This is a genomic window from Streptosporangium sp. NPDC048886 (assembly GCF_055586905.1).
The window spans coordinates 81,941-103,596 of the sequence record NZ_JBVJHH010000009.1 but is presented as its reverse complement, the minus strand read 5'-3'; the positions used below and the strand labels follow the sequence as shown (position 1 = coordinate 103,596).

Below are 21,656 nucleotides of genomic sequence, written 5' to 3'. Positions count from 1 at the left end.
CACATGCCTTCGGATTCTCACGGATATACGATGGGCATATGACGACGAACGAGCCCCGAACCGCTGATGAGCTGCTGAATGCCGTCGGCCCGGCCTTCTCCAAGCTGCGGCGCACCTCGCTGCTGGAGGTCGAGAATCCGATCTCGGCCAAGGACCTGAGCCGCACCCTGGTGCTCAACCTCGTCCTGGAGCACACCCGGGACTCGGAAAAGGAGGTCACCGTCGGGGCGGTGGCCGAGCTCCTGGCCGTGGACCCGTCGGTGGCCAGCCGCATGGTCACCGACAACATCAAGGCCGGCTATCTGATCCGCGCCGCCTCCCAGCAGGACGGCCGCCGCACCGTCCTGCGACTCAGTCCTCAGGGCGAAGAGCTCATGGCCCGCTTCCGCCGCCACCAACGCTCGGCGTTCGAATACATCACCGCCGACTGGACCGACCACGATCGCCTGGAGTTCGCCCGTCTGATGCTCAAATACGTCGACTCCCTGGCCCACCTCCGCAACCGGGGCCTGGCCGACGACGTCAGTGACTCCTGAAACCCCTTCGTCTCAGATCCGAGGGGCGAGGAAGGCACGTCCACTCACGTCAACGACAGGACCATTCACGCCAGAGGTTCACGTATGCCTGATAGCGTCGCCTGGGCTATGTCTCCCCCTGTGAACGGAGGCACGATCTCCGCCCACCTGGCGCGTTTCCTCGTCGACTCGGTGCGCCATTCGGGACGAGCCTGGGCAGGTTCGCTCACCTGCCCGATCTCGGCCCCGAGGTCCTGCGCGACGACCTGGCCCGGGTGTCGACTCCCTCGGCGCTGGCGCTGTGGGAGCAGCTCACTCTGACCGAGCCGGGATCCGCCATCGGCGCGCTGGTCACCGGCCACGCCCCGATCGGCACCTTCGGTCTCTGGGACTATCTGGTCACCACAGGCAGAAACCCGGTGGCCTCACCCCGCCGTGCCGCGCTGTGCGAGGTGGCGCAGATACTCCCCGCGGTTGAGCGGGTTGCCGTCCGACCGCTCGCGCACCGGGGCCGGTCCGCCGACCGGCCGGTCCCCCGACGGCCGTGACCACCAGACCCCTTCGCCACGGGTCAGTCCGGGCAGGCGCCGCCCGAACTCGTGCACCCGGCGCGCGGGGATGCCGCCCCTGACCAGCCAGGTGTCCGTGTCGCCGGAGGACTCCCGGATGTCCGCGCCGAAGGCGGCGAGCTCGGCGGTGACGGCGCTGAGCGTGTCCGACGGGATCTCCAGTTCGAAGGCGTGGCACGGCTCGTGGACCCGGGTCCCGGCGATGTCCAGGGCACGCATCAGGACCAGCGGCGTGAGGTTGCGGAAGTCACCGGCCGTACTGATCGGGGCCGCGTAGCCTGTCCGGGTCAGGGTGACGACGCAGTCGGTCACCGCCCAGCCGTAGATCCCCTGTTCAAGGGTCTGCCGTACGGCGTCCTCGATCGCCCGGTGGAAGGGGCGCGGCAGCGAGCCGAGCTCGACCTCCCGCCGGAAGGTGATCCCCGCTCCGCTCCCGGGTCCGACCCGCAGCCCGACGGTCGCGAAGAACTCGTTGCGCCCGTGCCGGTCGATCTCCTCGCATGCCTCCCCGACGCCCACCGGGCGCTCGACGTAGACCGTACGGCTCTGCTCGAACACGGCCTCGACGCCGAAGTCGTTGAGGATGGTCTCGGCGATGACGTCCTTCTGCACCTCGCCGTAGAGCAGGACCGAGGTCCCCTCCCCCGGGACGGCACGTGTGTGGATCAACGGGTCCTGGTCGGCGAGGCTCACCAGCGCGGCGTGCAGCCGTGCGGCGTGCTCGGCCCGCTTCGGCCGGGCGAGGGTCTCCACGCTCGGCGGGGCGAAGTGCGTCCGCCCGCCGAGCCCGTGGGCCGAGCCGACCTGGTCCCCGACCCGGATGCGGGACAGGCCCCAGATCTTCGCGATGTTCCCCGCCGTCAGGTGGCGGGCCTCCCGCCGGGCCGGTCCGATGACCTGGAGCGCGGTGATCTGCTCGGTGTCCTCGCTGACGCCGCCGTCGGCTCCCCGCCGGTAGCAGGTGACCCGCTGTCGGGCGCGCAGCTCACCGGAGTGCATGCGCAGGTAGGCGATCTTCTCCCCGGCGCCGCCGCGCTCGACGGCGAAGACGGTGGCGCGAGGGCCGTCGTCTCCGGCGGCGGAGGCCGGCGGGAGCAGCCGCGAGATCCCGTCGAGGAGCGCCTCGACGCCCTGGCCGGTCAGCGCCGAGCCGAAGAACAGCGGGTGGAGCAGGCCGGCGGCGGTCTGGCCGCGGATCCCCGCCAGGAGCCGGTCACCCGTGGGGAGCGAGCCGGCGACGAGGTCGGCGAGCAGCGCGTCGTCGTTCTCCGCGAGGATCTCCGCCACCCGGGAGCGGAAGTCCGGGACGTCCGGGGAATCCGGGCCGTCCGGGGCTCCCTGCCCGCCCGGGGAGTCCGGGACGTCCAGGGAGTTCGGGGAGTCCGGGACGTCCAGGGAGTTCGGGACGGTGTGCGCGGCCGGCGATCCGGCCTGCCGGACCCGGTTCATCGCGACGATCCGCGGCGTCAGCTTCCGCCGGACGTCGGCCAGGATCTCCTCGTGGCGGGCCCCGGCGCGGTCGATCTTGTTGACGAAGATCAGGGTCGGCAGTCGCATCTGCCGCAGGGTCTTCATCAGGACGCGGGTCTGCGCCTGGACGCCCTCCACCGCCGACAGGACCAGGATGGCGCCGTCGAGCACTCCGAGCGCCCGCTCGACCTCGGAGATGAAGTCGGAGTGCCCGGGGGTGTCGATCAGGTTGACCTGCAGGGTCCCGACGGTGAAGGAGGCCACCGCGGAGCGGATCGTGATGCCGCGCCGCCGTTCGATGTCGCCCGTGTCGGTCTGGGTGCTGCCGGCGTCGACGCTGCCGAGCCGGTCGATGACGCCGGTGTCGAACAGCAGGCGCTCAGTGAGACTGGTCTTGCCCGCGTCGACATGGGCGAGAATGCCGATGTTGAGGGTGTGCATGAGTGCTGGAGTCCTCGAAAACTCTCGTCCGGATAGGGCGCTGTGAGGTTTCGAAGGCTCGCCGCATCTCGTGCTCCCGGTGGTCGGTCGGTCGGTCGCCGACATCCTTCCACCGGCGGGCCCGATTTTCGACGCAATAAATCCGACCCGACGACCACGCGCCTCAGACGGCCCCGCTGAGGCTCTGGTGGCTCCCGCCGTTGACCTCCTCGGCCGGGGCGTTCTCGCCGGCGAGCAGACGGGCGGCCACGACGGGGCCGGAGGTGGCCGGACGACCCGGGGCAGAGGCGTCTCATCAGGGGGTGGACGTTCCGTCGGGTGAATGCGGATGCTGCTAGCGTTCGACATGTGCCACAGCAGCGACGTCGAGCGGACGCCCTGCGCAACTCCGACCGGATCGTCCGCGCGGCGATCACCGCCCTGCAGGAGACCGGCCCGGCCGTCCCGCTGGAGGAGATCGCCCGCCGGGCCGGCCTCGGCATCGCCACCGTCTACCGGCGCTTCGGCGACCGCGACGGCGTGATCCGAGCCGCCTTCGAAACCTACTTCGCCGAAGAGGTCGAGCCGCTGGCCCGGGCCGCCCGCACGGCCGCCGACCCCCGCCAGGGGCTGGCCACCGCGCTGGCCGCCACCGTCGACACCCTGGCCGCCCACCGCCGTCTGCTCGCCGCCGCGCGGGAGGCCGGGGCCTTCACCGTCGGCCTCGCCGAACGATCCGTCGACCCGCTCGGCGACGTCCTGACCGCCGCCCAGCGCCGCGGCCTGATCCGCACCGACCTGCTGGTACGCGACCTGGCCGCGATCGTGGTGATGGCCCTGGGCACCGTCCACCCGGGCGACGGCGGCGGCCGGCCCGATGACGACGGCGCCGACCACCGGCGCTATCTGGCCCTTCTGCTCGACGGCACGCGTCCCTCGGCCGAGCCTCTCCCCCGCCCTTCGCCCCACCGCCTCTTCGCCGACGACACGGCCGGGGGCTGCGCGGCCGACAGGCGCCGCTGAACGGCCGGCCGCGGGGCGCCCGCCGTACGCGGACACCCCGCCCGCCGTACGCGGACGCCCCGCGCGACCGCTACGGGACGATGTTGACCAGCTTGGGCGCGCGGACGATGATCTTGCGCGGAGCCCCGGACAGGAAGGACTGCACCTTCGCCGAGGCCAGCGCCAGCGCCTCCAACTCGGCCTCGGAGATCTCCGGGGAGACCTCCAGGCGGTCACGGACCTTGCCGGCGACCTGGACGACGCAGGTGACGGAGTCCTGGACCAGCAGGGCCGGATCGACCACCGGCCAGCCGGCCCTGGCGACCGAGGCGGGGTGGCCCAGACGCTCCCAGCCCTCCTCCGCGGCGTACGGGGCGACCAGGGACAGCATGACCGCCAGCGCCTCGGCGGCCTCCCGGACGGCCGGGTCGGCCGCGCCGGGGCCGGAGTCGATCGCCTTGCGGGTCGCGCTCGTCAGCTCCATCATGCGGGCCACCGCGACGTTGAAGCGGTGGGAATCGACCAGCTTGGTGACCTCGTCGATGGTCTGGTGGACGGCCTTGCGCAGGTTCAGGTCACCGGTCGCGAAGTCCGCGCCGGGGGCGGAGGCCGCACCGGCCTCGGCCATGACGCGGAAGGCGCGGGCCAGGAACTTCTGCGACGCGGCCGGGGAGACGTCGGCCCAGTCGATGTCGTCCTCCGGCGGACCGGCGAACACCACGGTCAGCCGGACCGCGTCCACGCCGTAGGAGTCGATCTGCTCGCCCAGGTCCACGCCGTTGCCCAGTGACTTGGACATCGCCTTGCCCTGGTTGATCACCTGCCCCTGGTTCAGCAGGCGGGTGAAGGGCTCGGTGAAGTCGACCATGCCCATGTCGTGCAGGACCTTGGTGAAGAACCGCGAGTACAGCAGGTGCAGCACCGCGTGCTCGACGCCGCCGACGTACTGGTCGATGGGGCCCCACTTGCGCAGCTTCTCCACGTCGAACGGGCCGTCCTCGTAGGACGGGTCCACGTAACGCAGGAAGTACCAGGAGGAGTCGACGAAGGTGTCCATCGTGTCGGTGTCGCGCCGGGCCGGGCCGCCGCACTTGGGGCAGGCGACGTTGACCCAGTCCTCGGCCGAGGCCAGCGGGGAGACGCCCTTGGGGGCCAGGGCCTCGCCGCGCAGGTCGGGCAGGGTGACCGGCAGCTGGTCGTCCGGGACGGGGACCTCGCCGCAGTCGAGACAGTGGATGATCGGGATCGGGCAGCCCCAGAAGCGCTGGCGGGACAGCAGCCAGTCGCGCAGGCGGAAGTTGACCGTCGCCTTCCCGGTGCCGCGCTCGGCCAGCACTCCGATGATCTTCCGGATCGCGTCGGCCTTGGACAGACCGTCCAGCGGGCCGGAGTTGACCAGGGATCCCTCACCGGCGGTGGCCACACCGGTCTCGCCCGGGTCGGCCAGACCGGTGTGGACCACGACCCGCACCGGCAGGCCGAAGGCGCGGGCGAAGTCCAGGTCGCGCTGGTCGTGCGCGGGGACCGCCATGATGGCGCCGTGGCCGTAGTCGGACAGCACGTAGTCGGCCGCCCAGACCGGCATGCGCTCGCCGTTGACCGGGTTGATCGCGTAACGGCCCAGGAAGACGCCGGTCTTCTCCTTGTCGGTGGAGAGCCGGTCGATGTCGGACAGCTTGGACACCTCGGCCCGGTAGGCCTCGAAGGCCTCGCGCCGGTCCTCTGCGACGATCTCCTCGGCCAGCGCCGCGTCCGGGGCGACCACGAAGAAGGTCGCGCCGTACAGGGTGTCGGGACGGGTGGTGTAGACGGTGACCGGCTCGTCGCGGCCCTCGATGACGAAGTCGACGTCGGCGCCCTCGGACCGGCCGATCCAGTTGCGCTGCATGGTCAGCACGCGCTCCGGCCAGCCGCCCTCCAGCTGGGCCATGTCGTCCAGCAGCCGGTCGGCGTAGTCAGTGATCTTGAAGTACCACTGGGTCAGCTCGCGGCGGACGACCTCGGCGCCGCAGCGCTCGCACCTGCCGTCCTTGACCTGCTCGTTGGCCAGCACGGTCTGGTCGTTGGGGCACCAGTTGACCAGGCCGCCCTTGCGGTAGGCCAGGCCGCGCTCGAAGAAGCGGATGAACAGCCACTGGGTCCACCGGTAGTAGTCGGGGTCGCTGGTGTGCAGGCGGCGGGACCAGTCGAAGGAGATCGCGTAGCGCTTGATGGAGTGGGCCTGGGTCTCGATGTTGGCGTAGGTCCACTCGGCCGGGTGCGCGTTGCGCTTGATCGCGGCGTTCTCGGCGGGCAGGCCGAAGGAGTCCCAGCCGATCGGGTGCAGCACGTTGTAGCCGCGCTGGACCCAGTAGCGCGAGAAGACGTCGCCGATGCCGAACGCCTCGGCGTGGCCCATGTGCAGGTCGCCTGAGGGGTAGGAGAACATGTCGAGCATGTAGCGCCGCTCACGCGCGTCGGCGGGGTCGTCGGAGGCCCGGAAGGGGTCGAGCTCCTCCCATCGCCGCTGCCACTTGACCTGCAGTGCCTGCGGGTCGTAGTGCTGCTCGTCGGTCTGCATGTCGGCTCGCTCGCTCACGTCAATCTTCCCTCGGTATACGTCTGCGCAGATGATCTGACCCATCCGACCCAATAGAAAAACCCTCCGCTCACGCGAAGGGCAGCCGCATCGGCGGGCGTCTAGCGCCGGGAAGGCCGATGCGGCCAGATAAGCAGCAGGGCCGCGGCACGCATATGCCAAGAGTATCGCAGTACGCAAGCCATATTCATGACCCGGGAAATCCATCCGATCGCGGCGAACCGGGGACAGCGGCACCGGCGGGTCAGCACAATGGGAGGCTCATGCGTCTGGGACAGGCCGAGGTTAGATGGTGATACGTCCGTTGTGACCTCACATGTCCCGTCAGTTTACTCTTTCACCGTGGCACACTCAGTCGAGCCGGGGCAGGGCCCGGATCCCTCGGAGGTCGGCCTGCCGATGCAGGATCCGCCAACCGACCCCACCGGACTCCAGTTCAGGGGGGCGTTCTCCAGTTTCCCTGCCAACCCCCCCGTCTCACGTGAGACCATGCCCAATACCCCTAATTCGGGCAAACGCCCTGGAGGTAAGGAAGCCATGGCCTCGGAGCAGTCCAGCCAGTCCCACCTGCCTCCGGCATGGCCGGAAGCCGCAGAGCCGTCGCCCGCCTGGGCGGACGGCTCTTCCGGCACCGGCCCCCGGCTCCCCCTCCCCCAGGAGGAGCCCGCCGGAGACCGCGCCTCCTGGCAGGCCGCCGTCCCCGGCAACGGCTCCTGGCAGCAGGCCTTCGGGGCACCGGCCCCCGACCCCCAGACCCAGGCCCCGCCTGCCTCCGGCCCGCGGCCGGGCGGCGACTCCTGGCAGGCCGCCACGCCCGCACAGGACGGGCCCGGCACCCGGCCGCCCGCCGAGAACGGCGGGTGGCCCACGCCGCAGACCGCCGACAACGGAGGGTGGGGCACTGCCCAGGCCGCTGACAACGGAGGGTGGGGTACGGCCCCGGCGACCGGGAACGGCGGCTGGGAGGCGGCCCGGAGCAACGACAACGGGGGCTGGGGTACGGCCCCGGACGGCGGCGGGCGGAACGCCGCACCGCCGGCCGAGAACGGCGGATGGGGCAGGCCGGCCGAGTCGCCGGACCCCGGCCACTCCTCCCCCTCCTGGCCGGCCCCGACGGGCGGCCCCGGCCCCTCCGCCGGCCAGGACCCGCTGACCGGCCCCGACCCGTTCCGCAGTCAGGACCCGCTGACCAGCCCCAACGCCTTCGGTCACCAGGAGCCGCCGGCCGGCTCCAACCCGTTCGGCCACCAGGACCCGCTGACCAGCCCCGACCCGTTCCGCAGTCAGGACCCGCTCACCAACCCCAACGCCTTCGGTCACCAGGAGCCCCTGACCAGCTCCAATCCGTTCGGTCACCAGGACCCGCTCACCAACCCCAACCCCTTCGGCGGCCGCGATCCGCGCACCGCCCCGGACCCGTTCGGCGGCCAGGCCCCCGTGGGGGGTCCCAACCCGTTCGGCGGCCAGGACCCGCTCACCGGCCCCAACCCCTTCGCCGGCCAGGAGACGCTCCGTAACGTCCCGGGCAACGGCGCCGCTCCGGAGAACCCCGGCGTGTGGGCCCTGGCGGGGGCGACCGCCCCGGAGGCCCCTCCCGGCGCGCCGCCGCAGGTTCCGCCGCCCCACGCTCCCCCGCAGGGCGCGCCCGCGCACGCCCATCCGGGCGACGGCGGGCCCCACCGCGGGCAGGTCCCCCCGCAGGGGCAGCCGGGCGGGCACCTGAGCCGGGATCCCTCCGATCCCAACAGGCCGTTCGTCACCGCGGGTCAGATCAGCGGGCCGAAGACCCCTCCGCCGGAGCGTCAGCAGGAGCTGTGGGACACGGTCTTCGGCGACAACTACCAGGCCATGGGAGAGGATCCGGAGCTCGAAGGGACGGGCCGGCCGATCTGGGTGTTCGCGCTGGCCGGCTCGGTGGTGATCGCTCTGATCGGCGCCGTGCTCTGGGCCTTCCTGGCGGGCCCCCTGGCCTCGACGGAGGAGAAGGCCATTCCGGAGGCCAAGCCCTCCGCGACCGGCAAGAAGCCCGCCAAGTCCCAGGCCGTGGGCCGCCTGCCGCGCTTCCCCGGCAAGGCCTCGCCGGTCGCCGGCACCCTGCCCGACCAGGCCTCGGCGATCAGCCTGGCCAAGCTCGGCGCGCCCTGGCGGCAGGACCAGCGCGAGAGCGTGTCCACCGCCTACGGCTTCACCACCCGCCAGTACGTCCCGGCCGGGCCGGACTCCCTGGGCAAGCCCCAGTTCGCCCAGGTGATGTCGGGACCGCTCTCGCCCCGGCTGAAGAGCAAATACACCTCACCCGACAACCTGGCCCCGGTGATCAACGCGGTGGCCTACACCGGCCGCAAGAAGTTCTTCCCCGAGGACAACAGCGCCCGCAAGACCGCCCAGCAGAACCTGTCGGTCAACGGTCTGCGGGGGCAGCTCGCCGCGTACGAGATCACCTCGGGCACGTCCAAGACGACGATGGTCGTGGCGGCCGTGAGCACCGGCGCCGACCTGCCCGCGATCGTCTACATGTCGGTGCCGGACAGCAAGAAGGAACTGCTGCCCGACGTCAACACCGTGTTCAAGTCGATCCGGCCGGCGGCTCGGTGACCTCAGAACGCGCAGTCCATGTGCTTGATGCCGTTGATGAAGCTGGAGTGGAGCCGCTGCGGCCTGCCGCCCTCGATCTGGGGGACGCGCCGCAGTAGCTCGCGGAACATCACGGTGATCTCACGGCGGGCCAGGTGGGCGCCCAGGCAGAAGTGCGGCCCCGGGCCGCCGAAGCCGACGTGCGGGTTGGGATCGCGGGTGACGTCGAAGCGGAGCGGGTCGGGGAAGACGCTCTCGTCCCGGTTCGCGGCCCAGTAGTACAGGACGACCTTCTGGCCCTCGCGGTAGAGCCGGCCGTCCGTCTCGTGGTCGCGGGTGACCTTGCGGCGCATGAAGTTCACCGGGGAGGCCAGGCGGACGATCTCCTCGACCGCGCCGGGGAGGCGGCCGTCGAGGTCGGCCAGGAGCAGCGCACGCTGGTCGGGGTTCCGGGTGAGCAGCCGCAGGCCGTAGGAGATGGCGTTGCGGGTGGTCTCGTTGCCCGCCACCACCAGCAGGATGAAGAACGAGCCGAGCTCCTGCACCGTCAGCTTCTCGCCGTCGATGTTGGCGTTGACCAGCGACGAGGTGAGGTCCCCCGTGGGGTGCTCGGCCCGGTGCGCGGCCAGGTCCTGCACGAGCTGCTGCAGGTCCATGCCCGCGGCCAGCAGCTTCTCGGCGATCGTGGTCATGTCGTCGCCGCCGTATTCGGGGTCGAACCCGCCGAGGATCACGTTGGACCGGTCGAAGACGGTGCCGTAGTCCTTCTCCGGGATCCCCATCATGTCGCAGATGATCTTCAGGGGCAGTCTGGCGGCGACCTCGGTCACGAAGTCGCAGCCGGGCCCCGCGGCGATCAGGTCGTCCACGATCCGGGCGGCCGCCGCCTCGACGTCGACCTCGAACTGTTTGATCATCTTGGGGGTGAAGGCCCGGGAGACGATCCGGCGGAGCCGGGCGTGCCGCGGGTCGTCCATGTTGATCATCGACCCGAAGTACTCGGTGAACTCCGGCGGCATGTCCGGGATGTTGGTGGCTCCGCCGTCCCCCGAGCAGAACACCTCGGGGTTGCGGCTGACCTCCAGGATGTCGGCGTGCCTGACCAGCGCGTAGTAGCCGGGCCCCTTGGGAGCGAAGGGGATCTCCATCTCCTCGTAGAAGGCGGGGCCGTCCAGGCCGCGCAGGAGCCGGAAGGCGTGCTCACGCTCCCGCATGGGCCTGGCCCAGAAGTCGTGGTCCGACAGGTCGAAGTCGGCGGCGGAGACGATCGGCTTCCGCTCGGACGGCGTCACGCTCATATCGCCAATCATTTGCGCAAGCAACCACTTACGTCAATGGAGTGCCTCAGAAGTCGCATTCGAGGCGCTTGATGCCGTTGATGAAGCTGGAGCGCAGGCGGTCCGGCTCACCGACCGAGCGGATCTGCGGCAGCCGGGTGAACAGCTCGCGGAACATCACGCCGATCTCGCGGCGGGCCAGGTGGGCGCCGAGGCAGAAGTGCGGCCCCGGGCCGCCGAAGCCGAGGTGGGCCCCCTCGCCGCGCCGGATGTCGAAGCGGGAGGGATCGGTGAACACGGTCTCGTCGCGGTTGGCCGCCCAGTAGAAGAGCAGGACCTTGTCGCCCTTGCGGTAGAGGTGACCGTTCATCTCGTGGTCGCGGGTGACGCTGCGGCGCATCCAGGCGACCGGGGAGGCAAGACGGACGATCTCCTCGACCGCGCCGGGGAGGTGGCTGTCGAGGTCGGCCAGGAGCAGCGCGCGCTGGTCCGGGTTCTCGGTGAACAGGTGCAGGCCGTGCGAGATGGCGTTGCGGGTGGTCTCGTTGCCCGCCACCACCAGCAGGATGAAGAACGAGCCGAGCTCCTGCATCGTCAGCTTCTCGCCGTCGATGTTGGCGCTGGTCAGGGCGGTGATGAGGGTGTCGCCGTCGCCGGCGGCCAGGGAGACGACGAGGTCCTGCAGGCGCTGCCCGGCGCCCAGGAGCAGTTCGGCCGCCCGGCTGACGTCCTGGATGAACTCGGGGTCGCCGCCGGACAGGATGACGTTGGTGGCCTCGAAGACCGTCTGGCGGTGCTCGGGGCCGATGCCCATCATGTCGCAGATGATCTTCAAGGGGAGCTTGGCGGCCACCTCGGCGACGAAGTCGCAGCCGGGCCCCACGGCGATCAGGCCGTCGACGATCCGGGTGGCCTCGGCCTGCACGTCGGCCTCGAACTGCTTGATCATCTTGGGGGTGAAGGCCCGGGAGACGATCCGGCGGAGCCGGGCGTGCCGCGGGTCGTCCATGTTGATCATCGACCCGAAGTATTCGCCGAACTCGGGGGTCAGGTCGTGGATGGAGGTCGACCCCCGGCTGGAGGAGAAGACCTCGGGGGTGCGGCTGGCCTCGACGACGTCGGCATGCCGTACCAGGGCGTAGTAGCCCGGCCCCGGCAGGGCGAAGCTCACCTCCGGCTCGGCGAACCGGAGGGGGGCCGTCTGGGCGCGCAGCAGCGCGAAGGCGGCCTCCCGCTCGGAGATCGGCCGCTCCCAGAAGGTGATGTCCGACAGGTCGATGTCCGCGAGTGAAACCGTCACACCAGCCCCCATTAGAACCGCATTCGGTTTTTTGATCCTGCCATACGATCTTGAACCTAACCAGTCCAGGACGAGAGCGTTCGCCCGGCCGCCACAGTAGCCGCCCCCGGGGCGGCTCAGCGCCGGATCCGCCGTAAGGCATGGAAGTCAGGTCGCGTACGGCAGGTGCTTGATGCCGTTGATGAAGTTGGACAGCAGGTAGGCGGGCTCGCCGGCGGCCCGGATGCCGGGCAGCCGGGTGAACAGCTCGCGGAACATCACGGTGACCTCCCGGCGGGCCAGATGGGCGCCCAGGCAGTAGTGGGGGCCGGGGCCGCCGAAGCCGACGTGCGGGTTGGGGTGCCGGGTGATGTCGAAGACATCGGGGTCGGCGAAGACGGCCTCGTCCCGGTTGGCGGAGTTGTAGAAGAGCAGGACCTTGTCGCCCCTGTCGTAGGTCTGCCCGTTCATCTCGTGCTCGCGGGTGACCGTGCGACGGAACTGGATCACCGGGGTGGAGTAGCGGATGATCTCGTCGACCGCGCCGGGGATGTGCTTGTCGAAGTCGCCCACGAGCAGCTCGCGCTGGCCCGGGTGGTCGGTGAGCAGTTTCAGGCCGTGGGAGATGGCGTTGCGGGTGGTCTCGCTGCCGGCGACCACGAGCAGGATGAAGAACGAGCCGAGCTCCTGCGGGGTGAGCGACTCCTCGCCGTTGACCAGCATGCTGGTCAGGTCGCCGGTGGAGTCGCCCCGGCGCCGGCGGCCGAGCCTGGCGGCCAGTGTGTTCAGCTCACGCCCGGCGGCCATCAGCTTGACCAGGCCGCGGCCGACGTTCCAGCGGCTGAGCTCCGGGTCGATCCCGGTGTATTCGGAGTCGGCGTTGCCCAGGATGATGTTGGTGGCCCGCAGCACCCGGGGATGGAGCTCCGGCGGGATGCCCATCATGTCGCAGATGACCTGGACGGGCAGCCGGGCCGCGACCTGGGTGACGAAGTCGCCCGGCCCCTCGGCGGCCGCCTCGTCCACGATCCGGGTGGCCGCCCGCTGCAGGTCCTCCTCCATCTTGGACAGGACCCTGGGGGTGAACGCCCGGGAGACGATGCGGCGGAGCCGGGCGTGCCGGGGGTCGTCCATGTTGATCATCGAGCCGAAGTAGACCGCCATCCACCGGGGCATGTCGACGACGCTGTTGGCGGTCGGCTCGCTGCTGAACACCCCGGCGTTCCGGCTGGCCTCGGAGACGTCCGCGTGCCGCACCAGGGCGTAGTAGCCGGGCCCGTGCCCGACGAAGGGGATCTTGTTCTCCCGCACGAACACGGGCCGGTCCAGCTCGCGGAGCCGCTTGAAGGCCGCCATGCGCTCCGCCTGCGGGCGCGCCCAGAAGGGGATCTCCGACAGGTCGACATGTGCCGCGTTCATGGTCACCAACCCAGATTTATGCAAGTGCCCACTTACGTCAAGTGTGAGTCACGGCACACGGAGGCGGGCGCGCGACGGGCGCCAGGCCGGCGCGGAGAACCCGCGACACCCGGCACGGGAGGGTCCCCGCGTCCCACACGAGGCCCGCCTCACCCTCCGCGGGAGGGCTCGAGGGAGGGCTCCACGAGCCGCCCGCCTCACCCGGTGCGGGCGATCAGGTCGGCGGCCTTCTCCGCGATCATCACAGTGGGGGCGTGGGTGTGACCCCGGTTGATGACCGGCATGATCGAGGCGTCGACGACCCGGAGCCCGCCGACCCCGCGGACCCTCAGCTCCGGATCCACCACCGCCTCGGCGTCCTCCCCCATCCGGCAGGTGCCCACCGGGTGGTAGAGGGTCTCGCTGCGTTCGCGGATCCAGCGGGTGAGCTGCTCGTCGGTCTCCGCGCCCCAGTAAGGGGCCATCGGCGGTCCGGCGAACGGCGTGAGCGCCGCGGTGGCGAACAGCTCCCTGGCCTTCCGCAGCCCGGCGACCTGCCGGCGGACGTCGGCCTCCGCCGTCAGGTAGGCGGGGTCGATCACCACCTCGCGGCCGTCGAGCGAGACGCGGCCGCGGCTCTCCGGCTGGAGCAGGATCGAGGCGATGGTCAGGCCGTGGCCGGGCGGCGGGGTGAGGCCGTGGTCGATGAACGGGCCGGGTGCGAAGATCAGCTCGATGTCGGGGGCGGGCTCGCCGGGGGAGGTGCGGACGAAGGCCACGGCCTCGCCGACGTTCGAGGTCAGCATGCCGCTCCGGCCGAGCAGGAAGCGGAGCAGGTTGGCGACCGACTCGGCGCCCGCGAGCGTCACCGGTCTGGGGCAGTGCAGGATGACGGCCGAGGCCAGGTGGTCCTGGAGGTTCCTGCCGACCTGAGGCAGGTCGTGGACCGGCTCGACGCCCTCGGCCCGCAGCTCGTCGGCCGCGCCGACGCCCGACAGCATCAGCAGGTGCGGGGAGCCGATCGCCCCGGCTGACAGGATGACCTCCCTGCGAGCCCGCGCCACCGTGCCGTCGCCGTACTCCACGCCGGTCGCCCGCCCGTCCTCGATCAGCACCCTGCGCACGCGCGAGGAGGTCAGCACGGTGAGGTTGGGCCGCCCGGCCGCGGGCCTGAGGTAGGCGTCGGCCGAGCTCCAGCGGCGGCCCCGGTTCTGGGTGACGGGGGTCTGGCAGCAGCCCTCGTTGGAGGGGCCGTTCAGCTCCTCCAGCCGGGCGAGCCCGAGCTCCTCGCAGGCGCGGAGGAAGGCCGCGGTGAGGGGGTTGGGGGTGCGCAGCTCGGCGATGTGGACCGGGCCCGCCGTGCCGTACACGCCGCCGCGGTTGGAGCCGGCGCGGCGCTCGGCCCGGTGGAAGTAGGGCAGGACCTCGTCGTAGGACCAGCCGGGCACGTCCCAGCCGTCGTAGTCGGCCCGGTGGCCGCGCACCCACATCTGGGCGTTCATCGAGGAGGAGCCGCCCAGCATCCGGCCGCGCGGCCAGTAGAGCTCGCGGCCGGACAGCTCGGACTGCTTGGCGGTGGTGAAGTTCCAGTCGCGCTCGGTCTTGAACAGCTTGGCGAAGCCGGCGGGCATCCGGACCTCCAGCCCGCCGTCGGAGCCTCCCGCCTCCACCAGCGCCACCGTCGCCGAGGGATCGGCCGAGAGCCTGTTGGCCAGCACGCATCCCGCCGAGCCCGCCCCCACGATCACGTAGTCGTAGTCCATGTGGCCACTGACCCTTCGTCGCACGAACGCACGGACGGCCGGCTCGCCCCTGGTAAGCGGGCTCTTATCTGCTTACTCCTCGCTGCTTTACACGTCAATTTGTAACCTTGGTTACCTACCGGTAGGTATCTCGAACTGCGAGTATGAGCGGGTCAGCGCTTGTTCGGAGGAGGAAGCACCATGCTCAACCTGTCGGTCGCACTGGAGGACAGCGCCCGGGAGCAGCCCGACCGCACCGCCCTGGTCTTCGGGGACCTGAGGCTGCCCTACTCCCTGGTCAACACCATCGCCAACCAGGTCGCCAACCTGCTGGTCTCCAGAGGCGTCGGCAAGGGCGACAAGGTGGCGCTGGCCTGCCCCAACCTCCCCTACTTCCCGTTCGTGTACTACGGGATCCTCAAGACCGGCGCCACGGTCGTGCCGCTCAACGTGCTGCTGCAGCCCCGGGAGATCGCCTACCACCTGGAGGACTGCGAGGCCAAGGCACTGTTCTGCTTCGAGGGCACCCCGGAGCTGCCGCTCGGCGAGCGCGGGCGGGCGGGCTTCGACCGGGCGACGGCGACGGAGCACTTCTTCGTGCTGCCGGCCGCGGCGTTCGCCACCGAGTCCGCGTACGGCGAGACGCTGTGGGCGGCGCTGGACGGCGTGTCCGGCGAGTTCGCGACCGTGCAGACCGCGCCGGACGACACCGCGGTGATCCTCTACACCAGCGGCACCACCGGCCAGCCCAAGGGCGCCGAGCTCAGCCACCAGAACATGCTGCTCAACGCCATGGTCTCGGACGAGATGTTCCCCCGCGGCGAGGACGGCGACGCCTTCCTGGCCGCGCTGCCGCTGTTCCACTCCTTCGGGCAGACCACCGTCATGAACCTCGGCTTCCGCCGCCGGGCCACCGTGGTGCTCATGCCGCGCTTCGAGCCCGGCCCCGCCCTGGAGCTGATGCGCGCCGAGAACATCACGCTGTTCGCGGGCGTGCCGACGATGTACTGGGCCATGCTGACGAAGATCCACGCCGACGGCGACGAGGTGCCCACCTCGCTCAGGGTCGCGGTCGCGGGCGGCGCCTCCTCGCCCGTCGAGGTGCTCAAGGACTTCGAGGCCACCTTCGGCATCGGCATCCTGGAGGGCTACGGCCTGTCGGAGACCTCCCCGGTGGCCAGCTTCAACCAGCTCGGCCGGCCCACCAAGCCCGGCACGATCGGCACGCCGATCTGGGGCGTGGAGATGAAGCTGATCGACAACGACTGGAAGACGGTCGAGGGCCAGGGCCCCGGCGAGATCGCGATCCGCGGGCACAACGTGATGAAGGGCTACTACAACCGCCCCGAGGCGACCGCCGAGGTCATGAACGACGGCTGGTTCCGCACCGGCGACATCGCCACCCGTGACGAGGACGGCTACTACGCGATCATCGACCGGGCCAAGGACCTGATCATCCGTGGCGGCTTCAACGTCTACCCGCGCGAGCTGGAGGAGGTCCTGATGACCCACCCCGCGGTCTCGCTCGCCGCGGTGGTCGGAGTCTCCCACGCCTCGCACGGCGAGGAGGTCAAGGCCTACGTCATCCGCACCCCCGAGGCGTCCGCCACCGAGGAGGAGCTGATCGCCTGGTGCAAGGAGAACATGGCGGCCTACAAGTATCCGCGGATCATCGAGTTCCGTGACGCCCTCCCGATGACCGCCACCGGGAAGATCCTCAAGCGCGAGCTCAGGTGAACGGCCGGCCTTTCCGCGGATAATTGAAAATAGCCATACTCGCCCGATCCGAAAGCATTTCCCGAAAAGCTAGGTTACGATACGGGCCTGCGTAGAAAAGCCGCAGACGCGCTCTCGTCCATCCCCCGGCGCAACGGGCAGGGAATCGCCAGAGGCGGGCAGAATATGGTGGACAGCGAGTTGACGGTCGCCTGCGAGCGGCTGATCAACGAGTGCCTCGACCGTGAGGACGGGCCCGGACGCGGCGAACTGCCCGTCATCATGCTCCTCGGTCCACGCGGAAGCGGCAAGACCACTCTTCTCACGGAGGTCGCGGAAAACGCCGCGGCCTCCTTTTCATTGCCATTCGTCCACATCGATTGCGCGGAACAACCCGACATAAAGGCATGGGAAACCGCCGCGCAGATCGCGGGCCGCGTCATGGGCGGCCGCTGGCGCCAGTTCGCCCCCGTCAAACTGCCCCGGGTGGTGCTGGGGAACCTGGCGCTCACGCTGGACCCCGAACTGGGACAGGAGGAGGCGGAGCAGCAGCTCTACGAGCTGATCCGCGGCAAGCGCGGGATCCCCGACGGCGCCAAGACCCTCAAGGAGCTGTTCAACCAGCTCGGCACGGGTCTGCCGGTGCTGCCGGTGGCCGGTCCGCTGATCGCCGCGCTGATCGACCGGGTCTCGCGGGGACGGCGCCTGGTCGACCTCCTGGAACGCCGGGGCATGGCCTGGTACCGCGGACGGCTCGGGCCCGGCGGCCTGACGGACCTGAGCCGCTCCGGCGAGGCCGGCGACGGGTCCTCGGCCGCGGCGCGGATCATCTGCGAGGCGCTCCTGGAGGACCTGCGGGAGGGCTGGTCCAGGAAGTGGCGCCCGCGCAACTGCCTGGTCCTGCTGGACAACGCCGATAGCCCCTCCGGCCGGGAGTTCCTGCGGGCGCTGGTGGCCGCCAAGAGCCACCGGGCCGACACCCTGGGCCCGGCCGGCCGCGACCCCCTGCTCGTGGTCGCCGCCTCAAGGGCCTGGCCGGACCTCGGCCGCCACTGGGAACGTCCCGGGGTCCTCGGCCCGCCGGACGACGGCGGCGGCCGGCAGCCGCGCCCGGTACGGCGGGCCGGCCACGGCGACTGGCTCACCGTCCGCGCGGGCGGCGGGCGCGAGCGCTGGTGGTATCCGGTGCTGCTGCCGGGGCTCAGCCGCGCCGAGGTGGCACGGATGCGCGCGGCCACCCGGGGGAGACCGGGCAGGGCCCACGCGGGATTCGTGCACGCGCTGACCGGCGGCCATCCGCTGGCGGTCGCGCACCTGCTGGAGGTCATGGCCACGCGGGAGCGGGAGGAGGCCGCCCGGGAGCCGGCCGCCGGCTGGAGCGAGCAGGACCTGCGTCTGCTCCCCTCCTTCGGCAGGGCGCACCCCCAGCACCCCTTCCGGGACTTCCCGCACGACCTGGAGGACCTGGTCGCGTGCTCGGCCGCGACCAACCTGGCCGACGCCGACGACGCCGGGCTCCCCTCCCGCCGGTGGCGCTCGGCGATCGACGAGCTCGGCGACCACATGTGGTCGGTCACCGATCCGGCGCCGGGCGCGGCACCGGTGATCCACCCCTGGCTCAGGCACCTGCTCCTGCGGGAGCTCGCCGGCCGCCACCGCCGCGACGGCCCGCTGTGGGACACCGTCCACGGACGGCTCGAAGCCCTCTACGCCTCCCGCGACGAGCTGCCGCGCGACCGGCTGTCCATGGTCATGCACCACCGGCTGGCCCGCGTGGACCTGGGGCCCGCCGGCCGCCGCCACCTGCGGGAGGTGGTGGCGCTGCTCGACGGGCGGTTCAACCGGATCGACATGGCCGAGTGGATCAGGCAGTACAACTGGATCACCTCGGCGCCGAACCGGCTGCCGGTGACGGAGACCCTGGACGACCTGTACGGCCGGCTCATCCAGGAGCCGGCGGACGGACCGGAGCCGCCGGACGGTGCGGACGGTGACCGGTCCGGCACGGACCGGACGGCCGGCACGGACCGGACGGCCGTCGTGCGCAGCGTGGTCGTCGACCGTTGGTTCCTGTCCGATCCCGGGACGGACCCCCTGCGCAGCAGGCGCCAGGGCGTCGCCGACGGCCTGCGGCTGCTCGCCCGGTACGCCACCAGCGGCAGAGCGGTCCTGGTGAACGAGGCCCACCGCTACGACCGGGAGGACGACGATGAGTGAGCAGCGCGGTTTCGGCGGGCGCGCGCCGTTCCGGAAGGTGCACCCCTTCTGGTTCGGGCTGCTCTGCGCGCTGCTCGCCGGCGCCCTGGGCGCCGGGCTGTTCGTCGTCCTGCGCCCGCTCCCCCGGGTCACCGACGGCTCCGAGCCCTACACCGCGGACCTGTCGGCCGTCACCGATCTCATCCGCCGGGAGAACGACTGGGTGCGCGCGCAGGAGACGCCCTACGTGAGCATCGCGGTGATGCTGCCGATGAACCCGGCGACCAGTCCGGCGAGCATGCAGAGCACCGACTCCGTCCGGCACGCCCTGCAGGGGGCCTATCTGGCCCAATACTGGAGCAACCACAACGAGGGAGACGCCAGCGCGCCGAACGTGCAGCTCCTGCTCGCCGACTCCTCCGGTGGCGCCGACGCCTGGCAGGCCACGGTGGAGGAGCTCAAGGAGAAGGCTGCGGGCCAGGAGCATCTGGTGGCGGTCACCGGCCTGGGGTCGAGCGTCACCGGGACGGAGGGCGCGATCAACGATCTCGTGACGGCCCAGATCGCCCTGGTGGGCTCCGTCATCACCTCCGACAGGCTCGCGGGCAAGGCCACCATGGTCCGGGTGGCCCCCTCCAACAGCGCCGAGACGCGGGCGATCGCGCACTTCCTCAAGGAGCGCGGCGCCGTCACCGCGGTCCTGGTGCAGGACAAGAACCGGAGCGACTCCTACACCAGCACCCTCGCCGGGGCCTTCACCACCGCCTTCGCCGACATCGTCGGCCGGGCGAAGGCGGCCAACCGCCTCCTGGACGTCCCGCTGACCTACGACTCCTCCCTCGACAGCGCGGACACGGTGCTCGGGCAGATGCCGGAGCGGATCTGCAACAGCGGCGCCAACGTGGTCTTCTTCGCCGGGCGGTGGCGGAACCTGCCGCCCTTCCTGCGGGCGCTGACCCGCCGCACGTGCGCCGACCGGAAGATCACCGTCGTCACCGGCGACGACGCCAGCAACCTCAACCGGGCCCAGCCGGAGCCGCTCTGGGACGACACCCGGGCCAACATGGAGGTCTACTACACGGGACTGGCCCACCCCGCCGCGTGGGACAGCCACCCCGACGCCGTCCAGCCCGCGATCGCCAACCGCTTCAGGCGGGGCATCGACAGCTTCGGCGCCCTGTTCCCCGAGGAGTCCCTCGACGACGGGCAGGCCATCATGCATCACGACGCGATGCTGACCGCCATCGGGGTGGTGGACATCTTCGCCGCGCAGGGCAAGACCCGCCCCTCGGCCAGCGCCGTCGCGAACCTGCTGACCAGCGCGCCCTTCACCGTGGCCGCCGCCAGCGGCTGGATCTCCTTCGACAAGCAGGGCAATCCCGTCAACAAGGCCATGCCGATCCTGCGGCTCCTGCCCGAGGGCAAGGTCTCCTTCACCGAGCTGACCTCGGAGAGCGGGGATCCGCCGGGCAGATCCGAGGTGGACGGCAGGTCCGGCGTCCCGGGAGGGCCCGGCACGTCCGGCTGACCCGTCGGCGGACGGGGCGGGCGACCGCTCCCGGCCGGTGGACGGACGGGCCGGGCGACCGCTCCGGACGGCGTACGGCCCGCACCCCGGGGCGGGGTGCGGGCCGTACGCCGATCGAGGCTCAGGGCCAGTCGAGAGAGGGGCGGAGCGGCATGTGGGCCGCGCCCTCGGAGTCGAGCTTCACCCCGAGGACCTGGTGGAGCTGGATCTTGTTGCGTTCGAAGCCGACCACGCAACCGGCCATGTAGAGCCGCCAGACCCTGGCCGTGCCCCGGCCGACCTCCTGGACCGCCTCGGCCCAGTGCTCGTCGAGGTTGGCGCACCAGTAGCGGAGCGTCTGGGCGTAGTGCTCGCGCAGGTTCTCCTCGTGGCGGATCTCGAAGCCGAGATCCTCCATCTGGCGGATGAGGTAACCGACCGACTCCAGCTCCCCGTCGGGGAAGACGTAGCGGTTGATGAAGCCGCCGGCGTTGATGGTCTTCTCGGTGCCGGTCGGCCGGGTGATGCAGTGGTTGAGGATCCGGCCGCCGGGGAGGAGCTTGTCATACAGGAAACGGAAGTAGAACGGCAGCTGCTCCTTGCCGATGTGCTCGGTCAGTCCGATCGAGCTGACGGCGTCGAAGTCGCTCTCCTTCACGTCCCGGTAGTCCATGTGACGGACCTCGGCCAGGTCGCCCAGTCCGGCGTCGGCGATGGCCTTCTGCGCCCACTCGGCCTGCTGGCGCGAGAGGGTGACGCCCAGCGCCTTCACGCCGTATTCGCGGGCGGCGTGCATGACCATGCCGCCCCAGCCGCAGCCGACGTCCAGCAGCCGCATCCCGGGCTTCAGGCCCAGCTTCTTGGCCACCAGGTCGAACTTGGCGTACTGCGCCTCCTCCAGCGTGGACTCCTCGCCGGGGAAGACCGCACAGGTGTAGGCCATGGACGGGCCCAGCACCCACTCGTAGAACCTGTTGGAGACGTCGTAGTGATGGTGGATCGCCTCGGCGTCGCGCTGCTTGGCGTGCCTGCTGCCCATCCTGGCCAGCATGCTGCGCCGCATCTCCTGGGGAGGCGGCGGCACCCGCATCAGCAGGGGCTTGACGCCGAGGGCCCGGATGGCCGCGAGCTTCTCACTCGTCGGGATGTCGTTGATGGTGAGCGACCACATCCGCGACAGCAGGGAGTACATGTCCCCGTGGACGTCGAGATGCCCGGACACGTAGGCCCGGGCGAGACCGAGCTCGCCGGGGGCCTGCGCCAGGTAGGCCACTGCTATGGGGGACCTCACCTCGACGGTGATGTCGGCGTCGGCCGGGCCGGCCTTGCTGCCGTCATAAGCGGCGAACCGGATGTCCGCCTCGGTACCTATGACCTTTTCGAAGATTTCTGCGAGCTTCACAGAATCAACCT

Annotated in this window: 13 protein-coding genes; 6 read left to right on the top strand and 7 right to left on the bottom strand. The window is 71.0% G+C overall.

All coding sequences use genetic code 11. From position 1 onward, the window contains the following. Positions 1–38: 38 nt before the first annotated feature. The gene (locus tag ACZ6R6_RS13110) at positions 39–536 is read left to right on the top strand and encodes a MarR family winged helix-turn-helix transcriptional regulator (RefSeq protein WP_470092946.1); all 498 of its coding nucleotides are present in this window, start codon (positions 39–41) and stop codon (positions 534–536) included. Positions 537–940: 404 nt separating this feature from the next. On the opposite strand, the gene ACZ6R6_RS13105 is transcribed toward ACZ6R6_RS13110, so the two are convergent. Then, positions 941–2,995, bottom strand: coding sequence for a GTP-binding protein (locus ACZ6R6_RS13105; RefSeq protein WP_470092944.1), 2,055 nt, complete (start codon positions 2,993–2,995; stop codon positions 941–943). Between the two features lie 348 nt (positions 2,996–3,343). Here ACZ6R6_RS13105 and ACZ6R6_RS13100 point away from each other — a divergent pair, with 348 nt between their 5' ends. Beyond that, positions 3,344–3,997, top strand: coding sequence for a TetR/AcrR family transcriptional regulator (locus ACZ6R6_RS13100; protein WP_470092942.1), 654 nt, complete (start codon positions 3,344–3,346; stop codon positions 3,995–3,997). Positions 3,998–4,067: 70 nt separating this feature from the next. On the opposite strand, the gene leuS is transcribed toward ACZ6R6_RS13100, so the two are convergent. Then, the gene (gene leuS, locus ACZ6R6_RS13095) at positions 4,068–6,536 is read right to left on the bottom strand and encodes a leucine--tRNA ligase (protein ID WP_470093211.1); all 2,469 of its coding nucleotides are present in this window, start codon (positions 6,534–6,536) and stop codon (positions 4,068–4,070) included. A 555-nt stretch (positions 6,537–7,091) separates the two neighbouring features. Here leuS and ACZ6R6_RS13090 point away from each other — a divergent pair. Next, positions 7,092–9,149, top strand: coding sequence for a hypothetical protein (locus tag ACZ6R6_RS13090; RefSeq protein ID WP_470092940.1), 2,058 nt, complete (start codon positions 7,092–7,094; stop codon positions 9,147–9,149). A gap of 2 nt (positions 9,150–9,151) precedes the next feature. Here the strand turns inward: ACZ6R6_RS13090 and ACZ6R6_RS13085 are convergent, their stop codons facing one another. The 4 genes from ACZ6R6_RS13085 to ACZ6R6_RS13070 form a co-directional block, all read right to left on the bottom strand. After that, a complete protein-coding gene (locus tag ACZ6R6_RS13085; protein ID WP_470092938.1) occupies positions 9,152–10,426 on the bottom strand; it encodes a cytochrome P450 in 1,275 nt (424 codons plus the stop codon). A 46-nt stretch (positions 10,427–10,472) separates the two neighbouring features. Further along, positions 10,473–11,717: a cytochrome P450 gene (locus ACZ6R6_RS13080; RefSeq protein WP_470092936.1), complete on the bottom strand. Its 1,245-nt coding sequence runs from the start codon at positions 11,715–11,717 to the stop codon at positions 10,473–10,475. A gap of 135 nt (positions 11,718–11,852) precedes the next feature. Next, positions 11,853–13,103, bottom strand: coding sequence for a cytochrome P450 (locus ACZ6R6_RS13075; RefSeq protein ID WP_470092934.1), 1,251 nt, complete (start codon positions 13,101–13,103; stop codon positions 11,853–11,855). A gap of 197 nt (positions 13,104–13,300) precedes the next feature. Then, complete coding sequence (locus ACZ6R6_RS13070; RefSeq protein ID WP_470092932.1) at positions 13,301–14,845, bottom strand: GMC family oxidoreductase; 1,545 nt, start codon at positions 14,843–14,845, stop codon at positions 13,301–13,303. 180 nt (positions 14,846–15,025) lie between these two features. Between ACZ6R6_RS13070 and ACZ6R6_RS13065 the strand changes: the two genes are divergently transcribed. From ACZ6R6_RS13065 to ACZ6R6_RS13055, 3 genes are all read left to right on the top strand, one after another. Next, positions 15,026–16,561, top strand: coding sequence for a long-chain-fatty-acid--CoA ligase (locus ACZ6R6_RS13065; protein ID WP_470092930.1), 1,536 nt, complete (start codon positions 15,026–15,028; stop codon positions 16,559–16,561). Positions 16,562–16,726: 165 nt separating this feature from the next. Next, a complete protein-coding gene (locus ACZ6R6_RS13060) occupies positions 16,727–18,757 on the top strand; it encodes a serine/threonine-protein kinase (protein WP_470092928.1) in 2,031 nt (676 codons plus the stop codon). Next, positions 18,750–20,264 carry a type 1 periplasmic-binding domain-containing protein gene (locus ACZ6R6_RS13055; protein ID WP_470092927.1) on the top strand — a complete coding sequence of 505 codons (1,515 nt, stop codon included), beginning with the start codon at positions 18,750–18,752 and terminating at the stop codon, positions 20,262–20,264. The genes ACZ6R6_RS13060 and ACZ6R6_RS13055 overlap by 8 nt, the downstream gene beginning before the upstream one ends. A 121-nt stretch (positions 20,265–20,385) precedes the next feature. Here the strand turns inward: ACZ6R6_RS13055 and ACZ6R6_RS13050 are convergent, their stop codons facing one another. After that, on the bottom strand, positions 20,386–21,645 hold the full coding sequence (locus ACZ6R6_RS13050; RefSeq protein WP_470092925.1) for a class I SAM-dependent methyltransferase: 1,260 nt from the start codon (positions 21,643–21,645) through the stop codon (positions 20,386–20,388). Positions 21,646–21,656 lie beyond the last annotated feature (11 nt).